Consider the following 21,059-nt stretch of genomic DNA (forward strand, 5'->3'; position numbering starts at 1 on the left):
ACAACGATGTCTCTATTGGGTGTTTGAATTTGCTGTAACTGTGTTTCTTTAGAGCAAGGCAACTGAAGTTTGTGATGAAGAGTTCCGGTAAGACCTAGCGGAAATCCGAATTAACTCTCAAGGGTGCTTAAAGATGGTGAAAGGAATCATTAAAAGCGGCTCAGACATAGAAGAGTGAAATAAATTGCGGTGAGCGGACAGATTAGCAAACAAAGATGAGAAAGCCCTTAGAATGGCTTAGGGAGAGCTCGTGGTGCCGGAGAGTGTGTAAAGCGGAATGATAACAGCGACATAACGTATCGCTGTTATCTGCAAGTTTGTTTTAAAGAGAGAGGAAGAACAACATCAGAACAGGGACTAGCAAGCTTAAAATAAACCCACTAACGATAGCGATAGGAACACACCGGATACCACCAGAGTTTTGGATCACAGGGAGAGTGAAATCCATCGCCGTTGCACCAGCATAGCCGATTGCAGTACTTGGATAACGACGAATAATTAAGGGGATCAGCGTGAGTGCCACCAGTTCGCGTAGTAGCTCGTTTAAGAAAGCGGCGCCCCCATAAACAGGGCCAAGTCCATCTCCCATTAAAATACCCGCTAGAGAATACCAGCCGAATCCTGATGCCATCGCAAGCCCATTTTTTACTGGCACATCAAGGATCAGTGCTGCAATTATGCCACCAAGCAAAGAGGTTACGACAATAGTTGCGGCAATCAGCATCCCATTTTTGTTTAATAATATTTGCTTAAGTGTCATACCACTATTACGTAGCTGAATACCGATCAAAAATAGCAAAAGTAAGAGAATACCTTCACTTGCAGTGTCCACCCACGATAGATCCATGCCAAGCATCAAGCCTATAATTAACCCTCCAGCGACGACTAAAATCAACCGAACAGATTCCATCATCATTTCTTTAAAAGGCAATTTCTTATGTTGTAGCTCGGTTGCAATAGGGAGAAGTTTGTCGATAAAAGGGAGGGCAACGAGGTTACAGGCACTTATCGCAATGAAGAAGGTCGCGGTATAGAGTAGTATTTGGTGAAGGTTTTGACCTAAGTTATCAAGTCCAGCAAGGCTTAATCCCATCAGCCCTAGAATCACCAATACAAGACGACTAGTTTGTTTATTGATAAATTCCAATAGGTTATTGTTATTAATTGGAATTAAGTACCCCACGATTAGAGGTAAGAAAATATAGAGCATCCCTGAAAACATACTGATCCTTGCGCGTAGAGTGAAAGTTAACGAGCTGTATGTATAGGCACAATAAATGAAGCTTATTTATTCTTAATAAGCTTTAATTTATGTTAAGCGTAACAAGAAGCTGCTGATTTCTGTAGATTATCAACAGCGTCTAAATAGGGCAATATTAAGATGTAGGCAAAAAGGATTAAAGGCCGCTATTTTGCATCGCTTCTTTAGTTAACCCATTAAATTCACTATCTGAAATATTCGTCAATTCATACATCAGTTCAGCCGCATAGAGATCTAGCTCGATTTCATGGGTATCTATGTCAGCGTCGTCGTTTCTATACATGAGAAGATGACTAGCCATTCGAGCGGCGTCAAGATACTGACTGTTATGATTTTCCGGATAACTATGCTGCTTGGTGTTCGTTGCCACTGCAAGGAAGTCTTCGTCAAACCCCCAATGTTTCAACACCGTTTCACTGCTTTTGTCACAACAATTTTCAAAAATATATTTAGCAATATCAAGATCTAAGTAATTACCTGAATCAAGGTATGCTTGATATTCATGGATTAAGCCAAACAAGCCTATGTCAGCTAATAACCCCGCTAAAAGGCATTTATCTACTTCTAGCTTATTTTTTTGATGACTTTTATTAGGAAGACGACTTGCAATAACAGCCATTGTTGCTGCTAACTGGCGGGAATTTTGCGCACTGTGTTTCAAGATATTGTTACATTCTAAGCTGAAGTTTGCGTTGTTTTTTAGCTCTTGAACTGTATATGCGGCCACAATATCTCTGACACGAAAGATACCTAATCGAGAAACTGCGGTGAAAATATCGTGGCAAATGACATTACGGCGATTAAAAATAACCGTGTTTGAGGTTTTGATGATCAAGGCAGTAATACTAGGGTCATCAAGCAGCAAATCAGCCACATCATGTACGCTGGTTTCTTCATGTTTGCAAAGCTCTAGCAGCTTGGCGAGTACTTCGGGTATAGGGGGTAAAATGAGGCGATTGTGGCGAATTGCGTCCTTTACAAGCGCATAGAATTCAGATTCGAGCCCTTTCACAATTTTATTATTTTCAGGTTTTAACCAGAAAAAAGAGACATGGTCCATAAAGATAAAAACTTGGCAGAAAGCGATTAGCCTTATCAATAACACAGCCGTATAAAAGACGATAACCTTTCATTGAAGTTTGTGATAAATCAGTCTAAAGGTGCTGCCTTTTGGTGGTTATTTATCCGTGTTGAAAAAGCTTGAGTAAAAATCTGATGGTTAGTTTAGGTGAATCTTGGGCGATTAATAACTGTTTGTAATAGACTTCGATTGGAACAATTTCTATCCATCGCAGGCATACCCAGCTGATATCATCGTATTTGAGTTTGTCGTCACTGATTTTGCTTTTTTGATTGTAAGCAAAATGACGCTTTAATTTCTCAGCTAAACATTCATTTGCTGAATCAATGGGAAGGGGAGACCAGCTGGGTAAGATAACAGCATCGCCACTAAATAAACCATCGTATTCATGATAGACCGCTGATAACTTCACATTATGGATGCCCTCGATTGAAAGGTTTATTAAGCCACCATCAGTTTGATTAAAATCAATAATTTTTGAGAGCGTCACTATAGCGGGTAGGTTTTTGACAGGGTCAGATTCTGTTCCTTCATTTAGCATACAAAGGGCAAATTGACGTTTTTCTGACAAGGCATCTTTCATCATTCGTATAAAACGACTTTCTATTATGGTTATTTCAAGCCTCCCCCCCGGCAGCAAATGATTGGTATGAGGCATCAACGCTATTTTCTCCATTAATACGTCCTTTACTGAGATCGCTTTGAATTTACAATGCTTTGATTTCTCTTTCTATCAGGGAAGTTGTCAATAAGAGACCTCCTTGCAAATATATATCCACATATCTCCTAAGTGATTGAATTTTTATAATTTTTCTTTTTCCTTTGGTTGTTTTATTATTAATAAGCATAGCAATTACTGATAGAAACAACACATAAATAGATAGAACTGTCAATTGTGGAAAGGTGTTTTTAATCCCAACTTTCCTCTTCCTTTTGGTCTCTTTTTGTCTCTTTTTGCTTTTTTTGCAGCGCATAATATGCTTGAAATCTCATCGTGAATAAGCCGAGTGTTTCATATGTGGAATTCATCAAACTGATATGGCACAGTCAAATTGTTGACGTCGTCATTCGTTTCAATATGGATACGACTACCGCTTACTTTTCAAGAGAGAGAATTGTTATGTCGTTTAAGGAAGAATTTTTCACCTACCTCAGTGGATTTGGCGAGTATGAGAAACGTTCTATGTTTGGTGGTATGGGCGTGTTCATTGATGGGGCGATGTACGCAATTATCACAAATAAATCATTGTTTCTACGCGGTGGTGAAGTTCTTGATGAGCGTTTATGTCAACTTGGTTGCGCCAAGTTTAAGCACATTAAACGCAGTACGACAGCAATAGTAAACTATTACGATATAACGCCATTATTTAGTGAATCGCGTACGTTGAGTAATGAGCTAGTTGAGCATTCGATCCAAATTGCGCGTCAAGATAAAGTTGAAAAAGCTGCAGATAAAAACAAGCGTATTCGTGATCTGCCTAACATGCGCTTGACCTTGGAACGTATGGTAAAAAAAGCGGGTGTAAAAGATGTAACAAGTTTTATGGAGCTTGGAGCGTCGGAAGTATTCTGTAAGGTGCGTCAGGTGCATGGCCAAGATTTAGATATTAAACTGCTTTGGATGTTTGCAGGCGCGGTGCAAGGTTGTCACTGGACTTTGTTAAATGATGATCAGAAGTCGGGCTTATTGAGTGCTGTTAGCTAATATCTCTTTAATATTACGATTGTAATGGCCGCTGCCCCCAGCAGTGGCTTTTTGTTGTTATAATAGACGCATACGCCCTATAATCAAGAATATCAATAACGTATGCAGCTTCCAAAATTAACAGGTTCCGTCCTTTCTGGTTTACATTGTTTTTTGATCGCCGCAGATCAAATGAGCTTTACTCGTGCCGCTGAAATTCTATGCTTAACGCAAAGTGCAGTTAGTCATAAGATAAAAAATCTTGAAGATAGCCTTGGGGTTCAGCTCTTTATTCGCCAGACCCGAAAACTCTTGTTAACCGAAGAAGGTAAACGTCTCAAAGGAGTTGTTGCTCAAAACTTTGGTGACATTGCACATGAATTGCGAGATCTAAAAACGTTAGAGTTGAGTGGAGATTTCAATGTTTCAGTCCCTCCAACGTTTGCACAGACTTGGTTATTACCTCGCTTAAAGCACTTCATTGATAAATATCCAGCGCTTCGCTTTCATTTACGTACCCGTAATGATCTTGTTGATTTTCAGACTGAATCGTTCGACTGTGCTATCTACTTTGGGCATGGTAAGTATGCAGGGTTACATTCTGAAAAGTTGATGGATGAAAGCATGGTCCCAGTATGTAGCCCTCAATATGCAGATCAAAACCATTTACACAATAACCCAGAACAATTAATGGTGTGTACGTTATTGCATGATGCGGCTCCTTGGGCGCGGGCAGGACGTAATGATGAGTGGCAATACTGGGCTCAAACCAATGGGATCGAATTACCTGAAAATAGTTGTACATTTGATCGTGCTGATCTGGCATTACAGGCGGCTGAAAATGGTTTGGGTATTGCGATGGGCAGGCATTCATTTGTTGATCAACAGCTAAAAGATGGTCGATTGGTGGTGCCTTTTGATATGGCAGTACAGTCACCATTGAGCTATTACGTTGTTTGTCGTCAAGATGCGACGATTTCACCGCGGATAAAGGCGTTTCAGACATGGCTTCATAGTGAAATAGCAGAATTTTAATGTTTCGAGCTCGATAGTGGCTTGACCCTTATATCACTCGGTAGTGATAATAGCGTTATAAGTGTTATTCAGATTAATAGTGGAGAATCAATGGCCAAGTTAAGCCTACAAGAGCAAATGCTTAAAGCTGGTTTAGTTGATAAGAAAAAACTAAAAAAAGCAGCGAAAGGTGCGAAAAAATCACGCGTTCAAGCACGTGAAGCGAAAGCGGCTGTTGAAGCAAATCGAGCAGCTCAACTTGAGCAAGATAAGAACCTAAACCGCCTGAAGAATGAAGAAGTTCAGAAAAAAGAGTTTCAGGCGCAGGTAAAACAACTTATCGAGATGAACCGCATCGATCGCAAAAAAGGTGATATTGGCTATAACTTCACTGACGGTACATTAGTGAAGAAGATTTATGTTGATAAAACCATGCAAGATCAGCTGGTACGTGGTCGTTTAGCGATTGTTCGTTTAGCGGATAGTTACGAAGTGATTCCAAGTGTGGTAGCAGATAAAATTGCGCAGCGTGACGAATCAAGTATCGTACTGAATAACGTTGTTGAAAACGACGAGCCTGACGAAGATGATCCGTACGCAGACTTTGTGATTCCAGATGATTTAATGTGGTAATCATCGCTTAATAAATGGTTACGCATAAAGTATAAAGCCCTGATTATCAGGGCTTTTTGTTGCCTGGTGTTTTTGTTCTAGCTCACTAAGCTTTGCTTGGTTCTGCTTCTACATTAATTTGGTCATTGATGATCACCGCACAAGCGGCATCGCCGGTGATATTTAGCGCTGTGCGTATCATATCGAAGATACGATCCAGTGCGAACAATAGCGGTAGCCCTTCGATAGGGATCCCTGCCGACAGCAGTACAGCAACAACTAAGAAAGAGGGCCCAGGCACACCTGCTTGGCCAACGGCGCCTAACGTCGAAGTGATAATAATTGCCATATAAGCACTCATGCTTAAATCAATATTGAATATTTGCGCAAAGAAGATAGCCACTAAACCATAGTAAATAGCGTTACCACTCATGTTGATGGTTGCACCCAGTGGCAGCACAAATGAGGCGGTAGCATTTTTAACTTTTAGTTCTTCTTCACACACTTCCATAGTAACAGGCAGCGTTGCCATTGAAGACGCGGTAGAAAGAGCAACCGCTTGTGGTTTTTTCATGACTGACAAGAATTTCAATGGTGAGGTTTTACTGAACACTTTGATCATCAGTGGGTAGAACACAAAGCCGTACACTAAAATAGCCACTACGTAGACGACAAAGAGCTTGAAGACCACCATAAGAGCACTAAAGCCAAATGTGCCTACCGCATCTGCCATCAAGCCAAATACGCCCAGAGGTGCGATTTTCATAATGACGTTGATCATCCAAACCATGGCATCAACAATGGCATTAACACCGTTGATTAGTGGATCTCTGCGATCTTTTTCTAACTTAGAAACAGCAATACCAAAGAAAAGGCAGAATACTAAAATTTGGAGGATATTGGCTTCATTTAACGATTGAAAAACATTGGTTGGGATCATGCCAAGCACTGTTGCCCAGAATGAGGGTAAATCACCTTTATCAGCGTAAGCATTTGAGAACATCCCTTCAACACCTGACAGATCTATGCCGACACCAGGTTGGAACACTTCCCCCAAAAAAAGTGCTAGGGCAACGGCGACAGCCGACGTGAAGCCAAAAAAGCCTAGGGTCATTAATCCGACCTTTCCTGCGGCCGAGCTATTACCTAACCCTGCAGCACCAGAAATAATGGCAACCGCAACTAAGGGGATCACTAGCATTTTTATCAAGTGGATAAAGATACTGCCAAGTGGCGCGAAAATACTTGCTGTTGGCCCCATCATGGCACCGACGAGGGTTCCCACAACCATCGCGATGACGACTTGAATGCCAATATTGTTTAAAAATCCTTTATTTGTTAACACCTTCGATACCTCTGTCGTGTCTAGATTTAGTCGTGCAATAAGCCACTAACTTAGCTTATAAAGAGTAGAATCTTGTTTTGCATTTGTTGTAATTGTTGGTCTTATGTTTTGCAAGTGTGTTTTTACATGTAACTATCGTGAAGATCAATTAATAACGGCTGCATTTGTTTTTTAATTGCAGCTAGTGTGGGTGTTATGTGCTACATGAATGTTGCGTTTTCGAGTTTTATTGCATGACATTAGCGGAAGGGTAATTGAAGTATAGTGGGGAGGCGTTAGTGAACAGGGCTAAAGTCGACGGTTAGCTAATTAATGTGACTGAGTAGCGATGTTCATAAAAAAACGGCGATAGAAGTATGATCTCTATCGCCGATTAAGTTTTTGTTTTGCTTATTTATAGCTGAGTAGCTGCTTTCATCGGTGTGACAAAATTAGCGAGCTTACTAAGCATACTTGGATGGTTCTCAAGATTGCTTTCAATGATTTTCACCACTGCAGAGCCTGAGATTGCACCTGCAGCCCCGGCTTCAATCGCGTCTTTAACTTGTTCTGGTGTTGAAATACCAAATCCCAGAATAGCAGGTGGCGCATTATGCTTTTTCAGGTTTTCAAGTAGGGGGCCAATTGGCATTCCAGCTTTGGTTTCTGCCCCGGTTACACCCGCGCGCGAGAGTAAGTAAGTGTATCCGCCACCTAGCTCAGAGACTGTTTTCAATGTTGCCTCATCAGCATTAGGTGGTGCGATAAATATAGGGTGTATGCCATGTTTTTCAGCAGCTGCGTGGAAGTCAGCGGATTCATTTACTGGTACATCAGCAATCAGTACCGAATCAACACCCGCCTCAGCACATTGTTGGTAAAATTTATCAATACCGGCTGAAAATACCAAATTAGCATACATGAGCAAGCCAATTGGCAGATCTGGGTATTTAGTGCGGATTTGCGTGATCATATCAAAGCACACAGCTGGTGTGGTCCCTGATGCTAGCGCGCGGATAGTGGCCCCTTGAATTGTTGGGCCATCGGCTAATGGATCAGAGAAAGGAATACCGAGCTCAAGGGCATCTGCGCCTGATTCAACAAGCGTGTCGATAACGCGCATTGATTGCTCTGGTGTTGGGTCTCCAATTGTCACGAAAGGAACAAAAGCGCCTTGTTGTTTTTCTGCCAATTGGCTGAAAAGTTGTTGATAACGATCCATTACAGCGCTCCCTTTGCTTCAAGAATGTCGTGAACTGTGAAGATATCTTTATCGCCACGGCCTGATAGGTTCACAACTAGTAGTTGTTCTTTTTCTGGGTTTTCTTCAATCATTTTCATTGCATACGCCAGTGCGTGTGCCGATTCTAGTGCTGGGATTATGCCTTCTTTACGGGCAAGTAGTTGAAAAGCATCTAACGCTTCATCGTCGGTCACGGCGCCATATTGTGCGCGGCCAATCGCATTAAGGTGTGCGTGTTGTGGGCCAACAGATGGGAAATCAAGGCCAGCAGATACAGAATATGATTCTTCTACTTGGCCATGCTCGTCTTGCATCAGTGGTGCTTTCATACCAAAGAAAATGCCCAGCTTACCGTGTTTAAGTGGTGCGCCGTGCATGTTGGTATCTAAGCCTTTACCCGCAGGTTCAACGCCAATCAGTGCAACATTTTCTTCTTTTATGAAGTCAGAGAACATGCCAATGGCGTTAGAACCACCACCAACACAAGCAATCACCGCATCAGGGAGGCGACCTTCTTTCTCTAAGATCTGTGATTTAGTTTCTTCGCCAATGATGTGCTGGAATTCACGCACTATGGTTGGGAATGGGTGAGGGCCTGCTGCTGTACCAAGTAGGTAGTGCGCCTTGTCGTAGCTTGCAGACCAGTCACGCATTGCTTCATTACAGGCATCTTTCAATGTGGCAGAGCCTGAATGTACAGGAATGACTTCTGCACCCATTAACTTCATACGGAAAACATTAGGGCTTTGACGCTCAACGTCTTTTGCACCCATGTAGACTCGGCATTTTAAATCTAATAATGCACAGGCTAGCGCAGTTGCAACACCGTGTTGACCAGCGCCGGTTTCCGCAATAATTTCATGCTTACCCATACGTTTAGCAAGTAAGGCTTGGCCTAGTACTTGGTTTGTCTTATGTGCACCGCCATGAAGTAAATCCTCACGTTTTAAGTACAACTTTGTTTTTGTACCTTTGGTCAGGTTTTGACAAAGTGTTAGGGCCGTAGGGCGACCTGCGTACTCTTTTAACAGGGTAATAAATTCGTGTTGAAAAGCAGGGTCTTGTTGGGCCTCAATGAAAGCGTCTTCCAATTGGTCTAATGCTGGTACCAAAATTTGAGGTACGAACTGACCGCCAAATTCGCCAAAGTAGGCATCTAACTTGCTCATATTATTTATTGTCCTTAATGCTTTTGATTGCCGCAAATGCCGCATCCAATTTTGTTTTGTCTTTTTTTCCTGGTGCACTTTCAACGCCAGAGTTCAGGTCAAGGCCGCGGCAACCTAGCTTGGTCGCTGCACTGACATTATCTGGTGATAGGCCGCCAGCAAGAAGAATATTGGCTTTATCAGCCTCTGATATAATTGACCAATCGAAGGCTTTACCTGTGCCGCCTGTTTGTTGGCCGACTTTGCTATCGAGAAGGTGTTTATCGACTTGCCATCGTGCAAACTCAGGCAGGGTGTCGGTAATGCCATGCGCTTTCCATATCTCACACTCAGCAGGCAGTTCTGCCTTTAAATGTTGTACATATTCAGGTGATTCCTCACCATGTAGTTGTACGGCGGAAAGTGCTAATGCATGTGCCGCCTTAAACACTTGTTCTGGATCTGCATTTTGGAATACACCGACATACTTCAGTGGTGCGCCGCTCATTATCATGCGGGCTTGTTCTACATCAACGTGGCGAGGTGACGCTGAGACGAAAATTAAACCACCATAAACAGCACCACTTTGGTAGGCCGCGGCTGCATCATTGGCGTGTGTTAGCCCACAGACTTTATTTTCACCTATGAGCACTCGACGAACAGCAAGCTCTAAATTGTCTTCCGACATCAATGAACTGCCGATCAAAAAGCCATTGGCATAGGCAGAAAGATCACGGATCTGCTGGTTGGTATAAATACCAGACTCAGAAATAACAATGGTATCTTCACTTAAACGGGGTGCCAGTTGTTTGGTACGGTCTAAATCAATGCTTAGGTCGCGTAAGTTGCGGTTGTTGATACCCACCACTTTGGCTTTAAGCGCGATTGCACGTTCAAGTTCGGCTTCGTTACTGACTTCGGTTAACACACCTAGCTTTAGGGTTTCAGCTACATTCGCCAGCGTGCGGTATTCGTCATCAGACAGCACCGACAGCATCAGCAAAATTGCATCGGCTTGGTAGTGACGAGCAAGGTAGACCTGATAAGGGTCGATCATGAAATCTTTACACAAAACAGGTTGAGTAACTTGGGCTCGAACTTGTGGAACAAAATCAAAGTTGCCTTGAAAATATTTTTCATCAGTAAGTACCGAGATTGCGCTCGCATGATTTTTGTAAACTTGAGCAATGTAATCTAAGTCGAAGTCATCACGAATAAGCCCTTTTGAAGGGGAGGCCTTTTTACATTCCAAAATGAATGCGGGCTCTTTCTTTGCCAATGCGTCGTAGAAGCTGCGGTCACTGTGGGAAAGCGTATCAATAAAGCTTTCCAGTGGTTGCTCGGCTTTGCGTGCTTCTACCCAAATACGTTTATCAGCAACAATTTTTGCTAGAACAGTTTCCATGATTAACCTCGTGCAGCTAGTTGTTCAACAAGCGCGAATGCAGAGCCAGATTGCATAACACCAATGGCTTTTTGAGTATTCGTTTTTAAATCTTCATGACCAAATAAGCGCATCAGAAGGGCGACATTGACAGCTACAGCACCTTGTTGTGCATCTGTCCCTTTTCCTGTCAGAATATTGGTAATAATGGCGCGATTTTCTTCTGGTTCGCCGCCTTTGATTGCTTCTAACGGGTGAACATCTAAGCCGAAATCAGCAGGGGTGAGTGTGTATTCAGTGATTTCACCATTAATGATTTCTGCCACTGTCGTTTCGCCATGGATAGCCACTTCATCTAAGCCACTACCGTGGACAACGGCTGCGCGCTTCATGCCCATGGTTGCCATTGTTTCTGCGATGGGACGAACAAGCGCTTTATCGTACACACCCATTAATTCGATATTTGGTCGAGCAGGGTTAATCAGCGGACCTAAAAGATTAAAGATAGTGCGTGTTTTGAGCGTCTGGCGTACAGGCATCGCGTGACGAACCCCGCCGTGGTACTCAGGTGCAAATAAGAAACAAACACCTAAATCATCCAATGCTTGGCGAGCAGTTTCTGGTTTCATCGCTAAGTTAATACCGAATTTATCCAATAGGTCTGATGAGCCAGATTTACTGGAGACACCACGGTTACCATGTTTTGCGACTTTTATGCCACACGCAGCAGCAACGAAAGCAGCGGTGGTAGAAATATTGATGGTATTTGCACCGTCACCACCAGTACCGACAATATCGCCAAAGTCGTAGTCTGGACTTGGGAATGCATTGGCGTTGGCTACGAGTGCGCTGGCTGCACCTGCGATTTCTGCTGGTGTTTCGCCTTTAATTTTGAGTGCGGTTAATACGGCCGATAGCAAAATTGGCTCTACTTCACCTTTGATGATGGCATCAAAAAGTGTATGGCTTTCTTGCTGGCTTAGTGGTTGTTGGGCATAAAGTTTATTTGCAATGTCGTAAATCACAGCATCCATGATGATAGTCCTTATTATTCTACGTCTTGTTTAACCGCTTGTTGTGAAGGCGAGGGTACAAAGGGGGTCGTTACCCAATCGAGCGTGTTAATCAGAAGTTGTGCACCTTGTGTCGTTAAGATGGATTCTGGGTGGAACTGAAAACCACATACTTTATCTTCATCTTGTGTAACAGCCATAACTAAGCCATTAACATCAGCAACAACCTTTAAACTATCAGGAACTTGAGTTGCAACCAAGGAATGATAACGTGCAATCGATAATGGATTAGGCAGCTCGCCAAAAACAGGATGCTGGTTGTGGCGCATCATGGCGGCTTTCCCATGGACAATGTCGCCAGCACCTTCCACTTTACCGCCATACGCTTCTACAATCGCTTGATGACCAAGACATATCCCTATCATAGGGACTTTACCTTTTAGGTGGACAATCAGCTCAGGCATGCAGCCTGCATCGGCGGGCGCTCCAGGGCCTGGAGACAAAACCAGTACAGGGTTGGTTTTTTCATTGATTGCCTGCGACATTTGCTCAACCGTTAGGCTGTTGCGATAAACGGTAACGGGATGGCCAAGTGAGCGAAATTGATCAACAAGGTTATAAGTAAAAGAGTCGAAATTATCGAGTAGGACAATATGGGCTTTAGTCATCATCTTTTCCTTATCCTTGAGTGTGAGCTTTGCGAATAGCACTGATAACAGCTTGTGCCTTACCGCGGGTTTCATCTGCTTCTGCTTGCGGTACTGAGTCATACACCACGCCAGCCCCTGCTTGTACGCTAGCAATACCGTCTTCAACGTAAGCTGAACGGATAACAATACAAGTGTCCATGTCGCCATGACCTGTGATGTAACCCACCGCACCGCCATAACTACCGCGACGACGCTTTTCGACATCACGAATTAATTGCATTGCGCGAATTTTTGGCGCCCCTGTCAGGGTGCCCATGTTCATGCAGGCTTGGTAAGCGTGAAGGGCATCAAGGTCGCTTCGTAGTTGACCAACCACCCGCGAAACCAAGTGCATTACATGACTATAACGGTCAACTTTCAGTAAATCGGCGACATAGCGGGTGCCTGCTTCACTGATCCGCGCCACATCATTACGCGCGAGATCAACTAGCATCATATGCTCTGCGTTTTCTTTCATGTCGCAGCGTAGTTCTAATTCGATACGGCCATCTAAATCGAGATTAATCGAACCATCGGTATTTTTGCCACGCTGGCGTGTACCTGCGATTGGGTAAATTTCGACTTGATTGGTTTCGGTTGCGTATTTCAGCGCACTTTCTGGTGAAGCACCAAAGAGGGTGAAATCGGCATCTTGCATGAAAAACATGTAAGGGCTTGGGTTGCCAATTTTTAATTCTTTATAAGCCACCAGTGGTGATGGACACGGTAAGGTAAATTGACGAGATGGCACCACTTGAAATACATCTCCACCAATGACGTATTGTTTTAAATCGGCAACGGTTTGGCAAAAATCAGCGTCACTAACACTCACTTCAGGTTCGCATTGCGTCAATTGAATTGCTGGTGGAACGGTAGCAGGAGCTAAACACGCTTCTTTGATTTGCTGTAAGCGACGGCTTAGTTCGAAGTAGCTATTGGTATATTGATCGCCACCAAACAGTGTGGCTTGCAGCTTACCTTTGCGGCGCTGGTGATCGATAACCAGCAATGTCTCAGCGATATAGAATAAGTAATCTGGACATTTGTTATCTTGCTCGACTTCCGCCAAAGGCTCAAAGCCGGCTACAAGGTCGTAGGCAAAGAGTCCGCCAAGGAACAAGGCTTCCTGTGGGTGACCGGAAGTATCGAATGCATGTTGCACCATACGCAGTGCATCAAATGAGGATGCTTGGCGTAAGCGACTATCCTCATCAAGCGCGCGTTCTGCGGTTGGAAATGTCAACGTAAGGCTATTGCTCGTACGCTGATGGCCCACTGTGTCGGGAATGTTATGCTCGATAGTTTGTAATACATTCAAGCCATTATCTGTAAGGGCTTCTAATTGCACCTCGGTGCCACGGCAAACAATGCGTACGGCGGCGTCGATTAACATTAAGCTTTTAAGGTCTTGCTTAGAGTCGACTTCGGCCGACTCCAGTAATAGGTTATGTGGTCGATCACCGCAAACTGTGTAATACAGCTCAGTTGGCTCCGCTACATAGGGTACATCAAGGCTAAGCACTTCCAGCTCGCCAATGGTGCGTTGGGTTGTGTTCACAGCGTTCTCCCTGCCGCTTCTACAAATGGTTTGAGTTCTTGCATAAGTTGCTCAAACATTGGACCTGTTAGTGCTTGGTGCCCGTCTGATAGGGCCTCACATGGTTTAAGATGTGATTCAACAATAATACCGTCAGCGCCAACTGCAGCAGCTGCACGTGATAGTGGAATAACCAGCTCACGAACGCCTGTGCCATGACTCGGGTCAACCACTACGGGTAAATGAGTGCGTTGTTTTAAATACGCTACCGCGTTTAAATCCAATGTATTGCGCGTTGCTGTTTCGTAGGTACGAATACCACGTTCACACAGGATAATATTCGGATTTCCTGCATCATAAATGTATTCAGCAGCTAGAAGCAGCTCCTCGATAGTGGCTGAAAGTCCGCGTTTGAGCAAGACTGGTTTTTGACTTTCGCCCACCGCTTTTAATAATGCGTAATTTTGCATATTACGGGCGCCAATCTGTAGGCAGTCTACATATTCACACATTGTATCAACCTGACTCACGTCCATGACTTCAGATACGGTTGGGATATTGAGTTGTTCATTCGCAAGTTTAAGTAGTTTTAAGCCTTCAACACCCATGCCTTGAAAATCGTAAGGGCTGGTACGAGGTTTGTATGCACCACCACGAAGGGCGACAGCACCGTGTTGTTTAACCACTTCAGCCACTGAAAGTAGTTGTTCTTCTGATTCAACCGAGCAAGGACCCGCGATGACTGCAAATTTATCGCCACCGATAGCGGCATTACCAAAACGAACAACAGTATCGTGCGCCTGTACTTCGCGGCTAACCATTTTGTACTTCGTGAGAATAGGTTTAACTGTCTCAACGCATGGGTACGCGTCTAGGTTCAGCTTTTGGAGAACACGTTCGTCACCAAGAGCGCCGAGTACAATGCGTTCAACGCCTGGCATGTAAAGTGGCTTGAGCCCTGCGTCTTCGATACGTTGCAAGATTTCTTTTGCTTGAGACTCGGTAGCTGCTGGTTTTAGTACAATAATCATAATAGTGTCCTTGTTAGCATCAACATCGATAGACATTGGGCTGAAATATGGTGGTAATAAAGTGCTTTGAGAAAAAATAGGCCGAAAAAAGCCCGCGAGAGGCGGGCTGATGTGTATGCTGTCCGTTAGGTACAGGGAATTACACCGCCCAAGATTGGGAGTGCCACCACCAAGAGAATAAAGCGCAGAGTTGATGATGAATATGCTGTACCATGGGATCGTCCTGTAGTCGATTTATGATTTCGGGTAACTGCGTACTAGTAAACTAGTTTACAGATATAGAGTCAAGAATAAAATTTATGTTATTTGATTTACATAGCCACACGACGGCATCTGATGGCCGTTTATCACCAAAAGAGTTAGTTGAGCGAGCAGTGCTAAACCGTGTTGATGCACTTGCTATTACCGATCACGATACTGTGTCAGGGTTGGTGGAAGCTCAACAAACAATTGATGAACTAAATCTGCCTTTAACTCTCATCAAAGGCATTGAAATATCGACACTTTGGCAAAATTTTGATATTCACATTGTGGGGTTAAATATTGATCCTGAACACCCAGCAATTACGACTCTGATTGCTGAGCAAATAACACGTCGCGCGGAACGTGCAGAGCAAATTGGTGACCGACTTGAAAAGAATCGCATGCCGGGCGCATTGGCTGGTGCCAAAGCCTTAGCAGGTGATGCGACACTGACACGTGCGCATTTTGCCCAGTGGATTGTGGCGGAAGGCTATGCCAAAACCATGCAAGCGGTGTTCAAAAAATTTATGACCCGAGGAAACCCAGGTTATGTTCCACCAAGTTGGTGCTCAATAGCAGAAGCTGTGGCGGCCATTCACGCTGCGGGTGGACAAGCGGTGTTAGCGCACCCTGGTCGCTACAAAATGACAACAAAATGGCTTAAGCGATTATTAACCACTTTCGTGGAAGCAAAAGGCGATGCTATGGAAGTGGCACAGCCGCAACAAGGACAGCATGAACGCCGTAATCTCGGTGATTATGCCATTGATTATCAATTACTTGCTTCTCAAGGCTCCGATTTCCATTATCCGTCGCCATGGACTGAACTTGGTCGTAACTTGTGGTTACCTAAAGGGGTAACCGAAGTGTGGCACGATTGGAATGTCGAAAAGAAGCGAGATGATTCAGAAGACGTAACCGAGTAATTACATCTTGTTATGCCTTTTGGGAGGAACCATGAGCCAATTTTTTTACATGCATCCCGAAACACCACAAGCTCGTCTTGTAAAACAATCTGTTGCGATTATCCGTGATGGCGGCGTCATTGTTTACCCAACGGATTCTGGTTATGCCCTTGGCTGCCAGCTTGAAAATAAAGCAGCACTTGAGCGTATTTGTCAGATCCGTCGCTTAAACGATAAGCATAACTTCACTTTGTTATGCCGTGATCTATCTGAGCTTTCTTTATATGCCCGTGTTGATAACGTGGCATATCGTTTACTGCGTAGCAACACGCCGGGCGCTTACACCTTTATTTTTAAAGGGACCAAAGAAGTGCCGCGTCGCCTAATGAATCCGAAACGTAAAACGATCGGTATTCGTGTACCAGATAATGCGATCGCTTTAGCTTTGCTAGAAGAGCTGGGTGAGCCGATGATGTCGACCACCTTAATTTTGCCAAATAGCGATATTGCAGAATCAGATCCGGAAGATATTCGCGACAAGTTAGAGCATGCTGTCGATTTAATCATTAATGGCGGCTACTTAGGTGAGCAGCCAACCACAGTGATTGATTTTAGTGATGGTGATGCGCAAATAGTGCGTGTTGGCTCAGGTGATCCTGCACCATTTGAGTAAATTAAATGCGAGCAGCGGTTGAACATGAAAGTGTGATTTAAGTAGTAACTTCATGGTGCTTTTGGCATAATTCGCCGCTGCTTGGTACCACCCGGTATCAGGGATGAGTATTTCGACGCCTGTGAAGGCGACAAAGGTTTGTCTAATGAGTGAAAAATTACAGAAAGTACTGGCACGTTCGGGTCAGGGCTCTCGTCGAGAAATCGAATTAAAGATTCAAGCTGGTCGTGTAAGTATTGATGGCGTTGTTGCCAAGCTTGGTGACCGCCTTGACGATCTAAGTGTGCTTGTGCGCGTTGATGGTCATAAAGTTGATCTGGTTGCTACCAGTGATGAAGTATGTCGCGTCTTGGCTTACAACAAGCCTGAAGGTGAGCTATGTACTCGCCACGACCCTGAAGGTCGTCGCACTGTATTTGATCGTCTACCACGCCTAACGGAAGGTCGTTGGGTATCGGTTGGTCGCCTTGATGCGAACACCAGTGGTCTTCTTCTATTCACCACCGATGGTGAATTAGCAAACCGCTTGATGCACCCGAGTCGTACGGTTCCACGTGAATACATGGTACGTGTGTTCGGTGAAGTGACTGAAGATATGGTTCGCAACCTTGTTCGTGGCGTTAAGCTAGAAGATGGTATGGCGCGTTTCGAAGACGTTGTTTACGCTGGCGGCGAAGGTATGAACCATACTTTCTACGTAGTGATCACTGAAGGTCGTAACCGTGAGGTTCGTCGTTTATGGGATTCACAAGGTGTAACTGTTAGCCGTCTTAAGCGTGTTCGTTACGGTGATATCTACCTAACCAAAGACTTGCCTCGTGGCGGTTGGATGGAGTTAGAGCTGACGGAAGTTAACTACCTGCGTGAAATGGTTGAACTTGAACATGAAAGCGAAACAATGCTGACTGTTGAAGGCCAAAAACGTAAGCGTGGTGTTCGTCAGATCCGTCGTGCTGTTCGTCGTCATGAAGAGCGTGCAACTGAAGAATCTTCAGGCCGCCGTGGACGTGGTAGCAAAGAACGCCGTACTCCAACCTCTACCCGTAATAAAGGTACAGAGGAAAGTGGCAATGCGCGTGGTAGCAAGGGCAAGGGCGGAAATAATGCATCTTCAGGCAAGCGTAAGCCGTCTGGTAATGCAACAAGCCGTCGTAACCCGTTGAAGAACAAACCTGCGAAGCCTCGTACTCGCAAGTAATTCTTATGGTTAATAAAAAAGCAGCTCAATAGCTGCTTTTTTTGTATCTATATTTTGGTAATAGCTGTTTGGACTTGCTGTTTAAACTAGTGTTTTGGCTGTGCGTCAATGCACTGACCGTTAACGTCTTTACTTTCTGGTGCCATCAAGAACAAGTACAGCGGCATAATATCTAACGGCGTTTTTAGCAGCGACGAATCTTCAGCAGGAAAAGCCTGTGCACGCATACCAGTACGCGTACCACCGGGGTTAATCGCATTCACTCGAACATGGGTATTGCTGAGTTCATCGGCTAATACTTGCATCATGCCTTCAGTGGCAAACTTAGAAATCGCATAACTTCCCCAGAATGCACGGCCAACATGACCCACTGTTGAGGTGGTGAATACAAGGCGCGCATCATCAGCTTGCTTTAATAGTGGCAGTACGGCTTGAGTCAGTAGCATTTGTGCTTTGACATTGACTTGCATTACATCGTCAAAACTACCTTCATCCAGTTGATCAAACGGGCTGAGTACGCCCAATAAGCCTGCATTGTGTAGTACACCATCAAGGCGACCGAACTGATCACTGATGGTTTCAACCATATCAATGTAGTTCTGTTTAGTTGCACCTTTTAAGTCGAGCGGGATGATGGCTGGCTGTGGGTAGCCGAGGGTTTCAATCTCATCGTAAACAGCTTCTAACTTAGCGACAGTGCGTCCTAGCAAAATAACGGTCGCGCCATGAGCTGCATAACTAAGAGCGGCCTGACGGCCGATACCATCACCTGCACCGGTAACCAAAATAACGCGATTTTTTAGAGAGTCAGCTGCAATTTGATATTCCACGTATTACTTCCTTATTGAATATTCGCTTGCTTATAGTCGTGATAAATCGTTGAGATAAGCATCAGTTCACGCTAGATGCTTGAAATAATATGCTGATAGCACGTCGATTTAACGAAAATGTAAAATAGTCTCTTTTTCATTGCATTGCCATAGCCTCAGCAGGTTACAATGGGGTTAAGTTCATAAAATGAGGACTCAACATTGGATTTTTTGTTTGATTACGGCTTATTTCTAGCCAAAATCGCCACAGTTGTTATAGCGATTGTCGGTATTCTTATTGTCGCTAAAGGTTTAAACGGTCGCCATGGTTCACCAAAAGGTGAATTAGAAGTTACAGATTTAACTGAGCAATATAAACATACTGTGCACCAACTCGAAGGGCACCTTTATGATAAAGCCCTACTAAAAGCAAAAGAAAAAGTTGAGAAAAAAGAAGAAAAAGCGAAAGACAAAGTACGCCAGGAAGAAGTAAAAAAAGCGGCAAAAGAGGGAGAGCTATCCCATGCTCGCGATCCTCGGTTGTTTGTTTTAGATTTCCACGGCAGCATTGATGCGAAAGAAGTGACATCACTACGTGAAGAAATCACGGCTATTTTAGCGGTAGCGATTGAAGGTGATGAAGTATTGCTTCGCCTAGAAACTGGCGGTGGCATGGTTCATGGCTATGGCTTGGCTTCATCGCAGCTTGATCGTCTAAAAGCCGCGGGCATTAAACTGACAATCTCAGTGGATAAAGTTGCAGCAAGTGGTGGTTACATGATGGCGTGTGTTGCCGATAAAATCATTTCTGCTCCGTTTGCTATTGTGGGTTCTATCGGCGTTATTGCCCAACTCCCTAACTTCAATAAGATCTTGAAAAAGAACGATATTGAGTTTGAACAAATTACTGCAGGCGAGTTTAAACGTACGCTAACAATGTTCGGTGAAAACACGGATAAAGCCCGCGATAAATTCCAAGATGAAATCGAAGAAACGCACGGATTATTCAAAGATTTCATTGCGGTACATCGCCCTGAGTTAGATCTTGAGAAAGTGGCGACAGGTGAGCACTGGTTTGGTCGACAAGCACATGATCTTGGCTTAGTTGATGAAATTGGCACTAGTGATGACTATATTACTAAGGCGTGCAAAGAGCGTGAAGTGTTGAATATTCGATATGTTCGCCGTAAAAAGCTGGCCGAAAAGTTAGCGGGTGCAACAGGTGAAGCCGCAGATATCCTGTTACTTAAATGGATCAGTCGTGGTCAGCGACCAATCGTATAGGGCTTATTATGAACCAGAAATGGGCACTTTTTTCATTTAAAGGGCGTATGCGACGACGTGATTACTGGCTATATAGTTTGCCAGTATTATTCGTCACGATTCCTGTTTTTATGTATAGCTCACCTGAGAATACAGGTACTAACCCTATGGCTGATATATTAGCTATGGTGGTGCTGGGCTTTGTTATGTGGGCATCAATGGCACTTAATATTAAGCGTCTGCATGATCGCAATAAAAGTGCTTGGTGGGTTGTGGTGACTTTCCTTCCTTTAATTGGTCCTATCTTTGCTTTAGTGGAGTTAGGTATTTTGAAAGGTACGGAAGGGGATAATCAATTTGGCCCCGATCCTAAAGGTGGCTCAACGCCGCCTTCATCACGTCCGAACGATGATGATAAAGAGAGTATGACCATAGAAATGTAATGGCTTATTCTGCTTGAAAATAACCCGCCACAGCAATGTTGGCGGGTTTTTCTTTGACCTTAAGCGGACAACACTATATGTGCGTGAGCGGCTATAAATTGTGCTGGATTAGCTTTCTAGCGTAAATTTTGGCGACAGCTGGTGGGCTAGGTATTTAAACATATTGAAAACCGCAGTTGTTTTTGCGGTAGGTAACCCATTGTCGTCAAGAAAGTACTCACCTTTAAAGACAAGTACGCCGTCTTTTTCTTCAACAGATGTGGCACGCATGCCATCGAGAAATCCATCGTGATCTTGAATTTCTTGGTTCGCAATCATTAATAGGTCATTGGATGAAATAGAAGTTTTGTCGCTCATTGTGAATGCTCTATATGGAATGTTTAAAACCTCGCTAGTGTATGAATTATGCAAACAGAACTCAAACCCTTCGTTTATTAGTGTTTTTTTTCTTGTGAGGCTATAAGCTGTGCGCAAAACCAAATGAGTGGCTGTATTTCTGTGAGC

Annotated in this window: 21 protein-coding genes; 8 read left to right on the plus strand and 13 right to left on the minus strand. The window is 43.9% G+C overall.

The genetic code is table 11. From position 1 onward, the window contains the following. Positions 1–322: 322 nt before the first annotated feature. From OCU87_RS05805 to OCU87_RS05815, 3 genes are all read right to left on the minus strand, one after another. A complete protein-coding gene (locus OCU87_RS05805; protein WP_261857985.1) occupies positions 323–1,222 on the minus strand; it encodes a lysine exporter LysO family protein in 900 nt (299 codons plus the stop codon). A gap of 175 nt (positions 1,223–1,397) precedes the next feature. Beyond that, a complete protein-coding gene (locus tag OCU87_RS05810) occupies positions 1,398–2,321 on the minus strand; it encodes an HDOD domain-containing protein (RefSeq protein WP_062688576.1) in 924 nt (307 codons plus the stop codon). Positions 2,322–2,442: 121 nt separating this feature from the next. Further along, entirely contained in the window at positions 2,443–3,018 is a 576-nt protein-coding gene (locus tag OCU87_RS05815) for an LON peptidase substrate-binding domain-containing protein (protein ID WP_261857986.1), read from the minus strand. A 444-nt stretch (positions 3,019–3,462) separates the two neighbouring features. Between OCU87_RS05815 and OCU87_RS05820 the strand changes: the two genes are divergently transcribed. From OCU87_RS05820 to OCU87_RS05830, 3 genes are all read left to right on the plus strand, one after another. Beyond that, positions 3,463–4,047 carry a TfoX/Sxy family DNA transformation protein gene (locus OCU87_RS05820; protein WP_062688579.1) on the plus strand — a complete coding sequence of 195 codons (585 nt, stop codon included), beginning with the start codon at positions 3,463–3,465 and terminating at the stop codon, positions 4,045–4,047. Positions 4,048–4,149: 102 nt separating this feature from the next. Next, positions 4,150–5,061 (plus strand): DNA-binding transcriptional regulator DsdC, encoded by a 912-nt coding sequence (dsdC, locus tag OCU87_RS05825; protein ID WP_062688581.1) that lies wholly within the window; start codon positions 4,150–4,152, stop codon positions 5,059–5,061. Positions 5,062–5,151: 90 nt separating this feature from the next. Further along, complete coding sequence (locus OCU87_RS05830) at positions 5,152–5,673, plus strand: DUF2058 domain-containing protein (protein ID WP_094955777.1); 522 nt, start codon at positions 5,152–5,154, stop codon at positions 5,671–5,673. Between the two features lie 85 nt (positions 5,674–5,758). Here the strand turns inward: OCU87_RS05830 and OCU87_RS05835 are convergent, their stop codons facing one another. The 8 genes from OCU87_RS05835 to OCU87_RS05870 all read right to left on the minus strand — a co-directional run bounded on the left by OCU87_RS05835 (position 5,759) and on the right by OCU87_RS05870 (position 15,021). Beyond that, positions 5,759–6,943, minus strand: a complete 1,185-nt coding sequence (locus OCU87_RS05835) for a dicarboxylate/amino acid:cation symporter (RefSeq protein WP_261858346.1) — start codon at positions 6,941–6,943, stop codon at positions 5,759–5,761. Between the two features lie 448 nt (positions 6,944–7,391). Next, the gene (gene trpA / locus OCU87_RS05840) at positions 7,392–8,198 is read right to left on the minus strand and encodes a tryptophan synthase subunit alpha (protein WP_062688586.1); all 807 of its coding nucleotides are present in this window, start codon (positions 8,196–8,198) and stop codon (positions 7,392–7,394) included. Continuing rightward, positions 8,198–9,388: a tryptophan synthase subunit beta gene (gene trpB, locus OCU87_RS05845; protein ID WP_094955780.1), complete on the minus strand. Its 1,191-nt coding sequence runs from the start codon at positions 9,386–9,388 to the stop codon at positions 8,198–8,200. The genes trpA and trpB overlap by 1 nt, the downstream gene beginning before the upstream one ends. Before the next feature lies 1 nt (position 9,389). Beyond that, entirely contained in the window at positions 9,390–10,772 is a 1,383-nt protein-coding gene (gene trpCF, locus OCU87_RS05850; RefSeq protein ID WP_261857987.1) for a bifunctional indole-3-glycerol-phosphate synthase TrpC/phosphoribosylanthranilate isomerase TrpF, read from the minus strand. A gap of 2 nt (positions 10,773–10,774) precedes the next feature. Next, positions 10,775–11,785 (minus strand): anthranilate phosphoribosyltransferase, encoded by a 1,011-nt coding sequence (trpD, locus tag OCU87_RS05855; RefSeq protein WP_062688587.1) that lies wholly within the window; start codon positions 11,783–11,785, stop codon positions 10,775–10,777. A gap of 14 nt (positions 11,786–11,799) precedes the next feature. After that, a complete protein-coding gene (locus OCU87_RS05860; RefSeq protein WP_062688589.1) occupies positions 11,800–12,432 on the minus strand; it encodes an aminodeoxychorismate/anthranilate synthase component II in 633 nt (210 codons plus the stop codon). Between the two features lie 10 nt (positions 12,433–12,442). Further along, positions 12,443–14,011 (minus strand): anthranilate synthase component 1, encoded by a 1,569-nt coding sequence (locus OCU87_RS05865; protein ID WP_261857988.1) that lies wholly within the window; start codon positions 14,009–14,011, stop codon positions 12,443–12,445. Next, positions 14,008–15,021, minus strand: coding sequence for a bifunctional 3-deoxy-7-phosphoheptulonate synthase/chorismate mutase (locus tag OCU87_RS05870; RefSeq protein WP_261857989.1), 1,014 nt, complete (start codon positions 15,019–15,021; stop codon positions 14,008–14,010). Before OCU87_RS05870 ends, OCU87_RS05865 begins: the two co-directional genes overlap by 4 nt. A gap of 299 nt (positions 15,022–15,320) precedes the next feature. Here OCU87_RS05870 and rnm point away from each other — a divergent pair, with 299 nt between their 5' ends. The 3 genes from rnm to rluB all read left to right on the plus strand — a co-directional run bounded on the left by rnm (position 15,321) and on the right by rluB (position 18,040). Next, the gene (gene rnm, locus OCU87_RS05875) at positions 15,321–16,190 is read left to right on the plus strand and encodes an RNase RNM (RefSeq protein ID WP_094955786.1); all 870 of its coding nucleotides are present in this window, start codon (positions 15,321–15,323) and stop codon (positions 16,188–16,190) included. A gap of 31 nt (positions 16,191–16,221) precedes the next feature. After that, positions 16,222–16,842, plus strand: a complete 621-nt coding sequence (locus OCU87_RS05880) for an L-threonylcarbamoyladenylate synthase (RefSeq protein WP_094955787.1) — start codon at positions 16,222–16,224, stop codon at positions 16,840–16,842. A gap of 145 nt (positions 16,843–16,987) precedes the next feature. Beyond that, entirely contained in the window at positions 16,988–18,040 is a 1,053-nt protein-coding gene (gene rluB, locus OCU87_RS05885; RefSeq protein ID WP_062688593.1) for a 23S rRNA pseudouridine(2605) synthase RluB, read from the plus strand. Between the two features lie 86 nt (positions 18,041–18,126). Here the strand turns inward: rluB and OCU87_RS05890 are convergent, their stop codons facing one another. Next, positions 18,127–18,870, minus strand: a complete 744-nt coding sequence (locus OCU87_RS05890; protein ID WP_062688595.1) for a YciK family oxidoreductase — start codon at positions 18,868–18,870, stop codon at positions 18,127–18,129. A gap of 201 nt (positions 18,871–19,071) precedes the next feature. Here OCU87_RS05890 and sohB point away from each other — a divergent pair, with 201 nt between their 5' ends. Together sohB and OCU87_RS05900 are read left to right on the plus strand one after the other, a co-directional pair. Continuing rightward, a complete protein-coding gene (gene sohB / locus OCU87_RS05895) occupies positions 19,072–20,133 on the plus strand; it encodes a protease SohB (protein WP_261857990.1) in 1,062 nt (353 codons plus the stop codon). A gap of 8 nt (positions 20,134–20,141) precedes the next feature. Beyond that, positions 20,142–20,555 carry a DUF805 domain-containing protein gene (locus tag OCU87_RS05900; RefSeq protein ID WP_094955789.1) on the plus strand — a complete coding sequence of 138 codons (414 nt, stop codon included), beginning with the start codon at positions 20,142–20,144 and terminating at the stop codon, positions 20,553–20,555. A gap of 108 nt (positions 20,556–20,663) precedes the next feature. On the opposite strand, the gene OCU87_RS05905 is transcribed toward OCU87_RS05900, so the two are convergent. Further along, entirely contained in the window at positions 20,664–20,912 is a 249-nt protein-coding gene (locus OCU87_RS05905; protein ID WP_062688599.1) for a YciN family protein, read from the minus strand. Positions 20,913–21,059 lie beyond the last annotated feature (147 nt).

The sequence above is a fragment of the Photobacterium sanguinicancri genome, assembly GCF_024346675.1.
Lineage (GTDB): Bacteria > Pseudomonadota > Gammaproteobacteria > Enterobacterales > Vibrionaceae > Photobacterium > Photobacterium sanguinicancri.

Coding starts and splice junctions, on each gene's coding strand:
- OCU87_RS05805 (WP_261857985.1), bottom strand. CDS start 1,222: ATGTTTTCAGGGATGCTCTATATTTTCTTACCTCTAATCGTGGGGTAC.
- OCU87_RS05810 (WP_062688576.1), bottom strand. CDS start 2,321: ATGGACCATGTCTCTTTTTTCTGGTTAAAACCTGAAAATAATAAAATT.
- OCU87_RS05815 (WP_261857986.1), bottom strand. CDS start 3,018: ATGGAGAAAATAGCGTTGATGCCTCATACCAATCATTTGCTGCCGGGG.
- OCU87_RS05820 (WP_062688579.1), top strand. CDS start 3,463: ATGTCGTTTAAGGAAGAATTTTTCACCTACCTCAGTGGATTTGGCGAG.
- dsdC (WP_062688581.1), top strand. CDS start 4,150: ATGCAGCTTCCAAAATTAACAGGTTCCGTCCTTTCTGGTTTACATTGT.
- OCU87_RS05830 (WP_094955777.1), top strand. CDS start 5,152: ATGGCCAAGTTAAGCCTACAAGAGCAAATGCTTAAAGCTGGTTTAGTT.
- OCU87_RS05835 (WP_261858346.1), bottom strand. CDS start 6,943: ATGGTTGTGGGAACCCTCGTCGGTGCCATGATGGGGCCAACAGCAAGT.
- trpA (WP_062688586.1), bottom strand. CDS start 8,198: ATGGATCGTTATCAACAACTTTTCAGCCAATTGGCAGAAAAACAACAA.
- trpB (WP_094955780.1), bottom strand. CDS start 9,388: ATGAGCAAGTTAGATGCCTACTTTGGCGAATTTGGCGGTCAGTTCGTA.
- trpCF (WP_261857987.1), bottom strand. CDS start 10,772: ATGGAAACTGTTCTAGCAAAAATTGTTGCTGATAAACGTATTTGGGTA.
- trpD (WP_062688587.1), bottom strand. CDS start 11,785: ATGGATGCTGTGATTTACGACATTGCAAATAAACTTTATGCCCAACAA.
- OCU87_RS05860 (WP_062688589.1), bottom strand. CDS start 12,432: ATGACTAAAGCCCATATTGTCCTACTCGATAATTTCGACTCTTTTACT.
- OCU87_RS05870 (WP_261857989.1), bottom strand. CDS start 15,021: ATGATTATTGTACTAAAACCAGCAGCTACCGAGTCTCAAGCAAAAGAA.
- rnm (WP_094955786.1), top strand. CDS start 15,321: ATGTTATTTGATTTACATAGCCACACGACGGCATCTGATGGCCGTTTA.
- OCU87_RS05880 (WP_094955787.1), top strand. CDS start 16,222: ATGAGCCAATTTTTTTACATGCATCCCGAAACACCACAAGCTCGTCTT.
- rluB (WP_062688593.1), top strand. CDS start 16,988: ATGAGTGAAAAATTACAGAAAGTACTGGCACGTTCGGGTCAGGGCTCT.
- OCU87_RS05900 (WP_094955789.1), top strand. CDS start 20,142: ATGAACCAGAAATGGGCACTTTTTTCATTTAAAGGGCGTATGCGACGA.
- OCU87_RS05905 (WP_062688599.1), bottom strand. CDS start 20,912: ATGAGCGACAAAACTTCTATTTCATCCAATGACCTATTAATGATTGCG.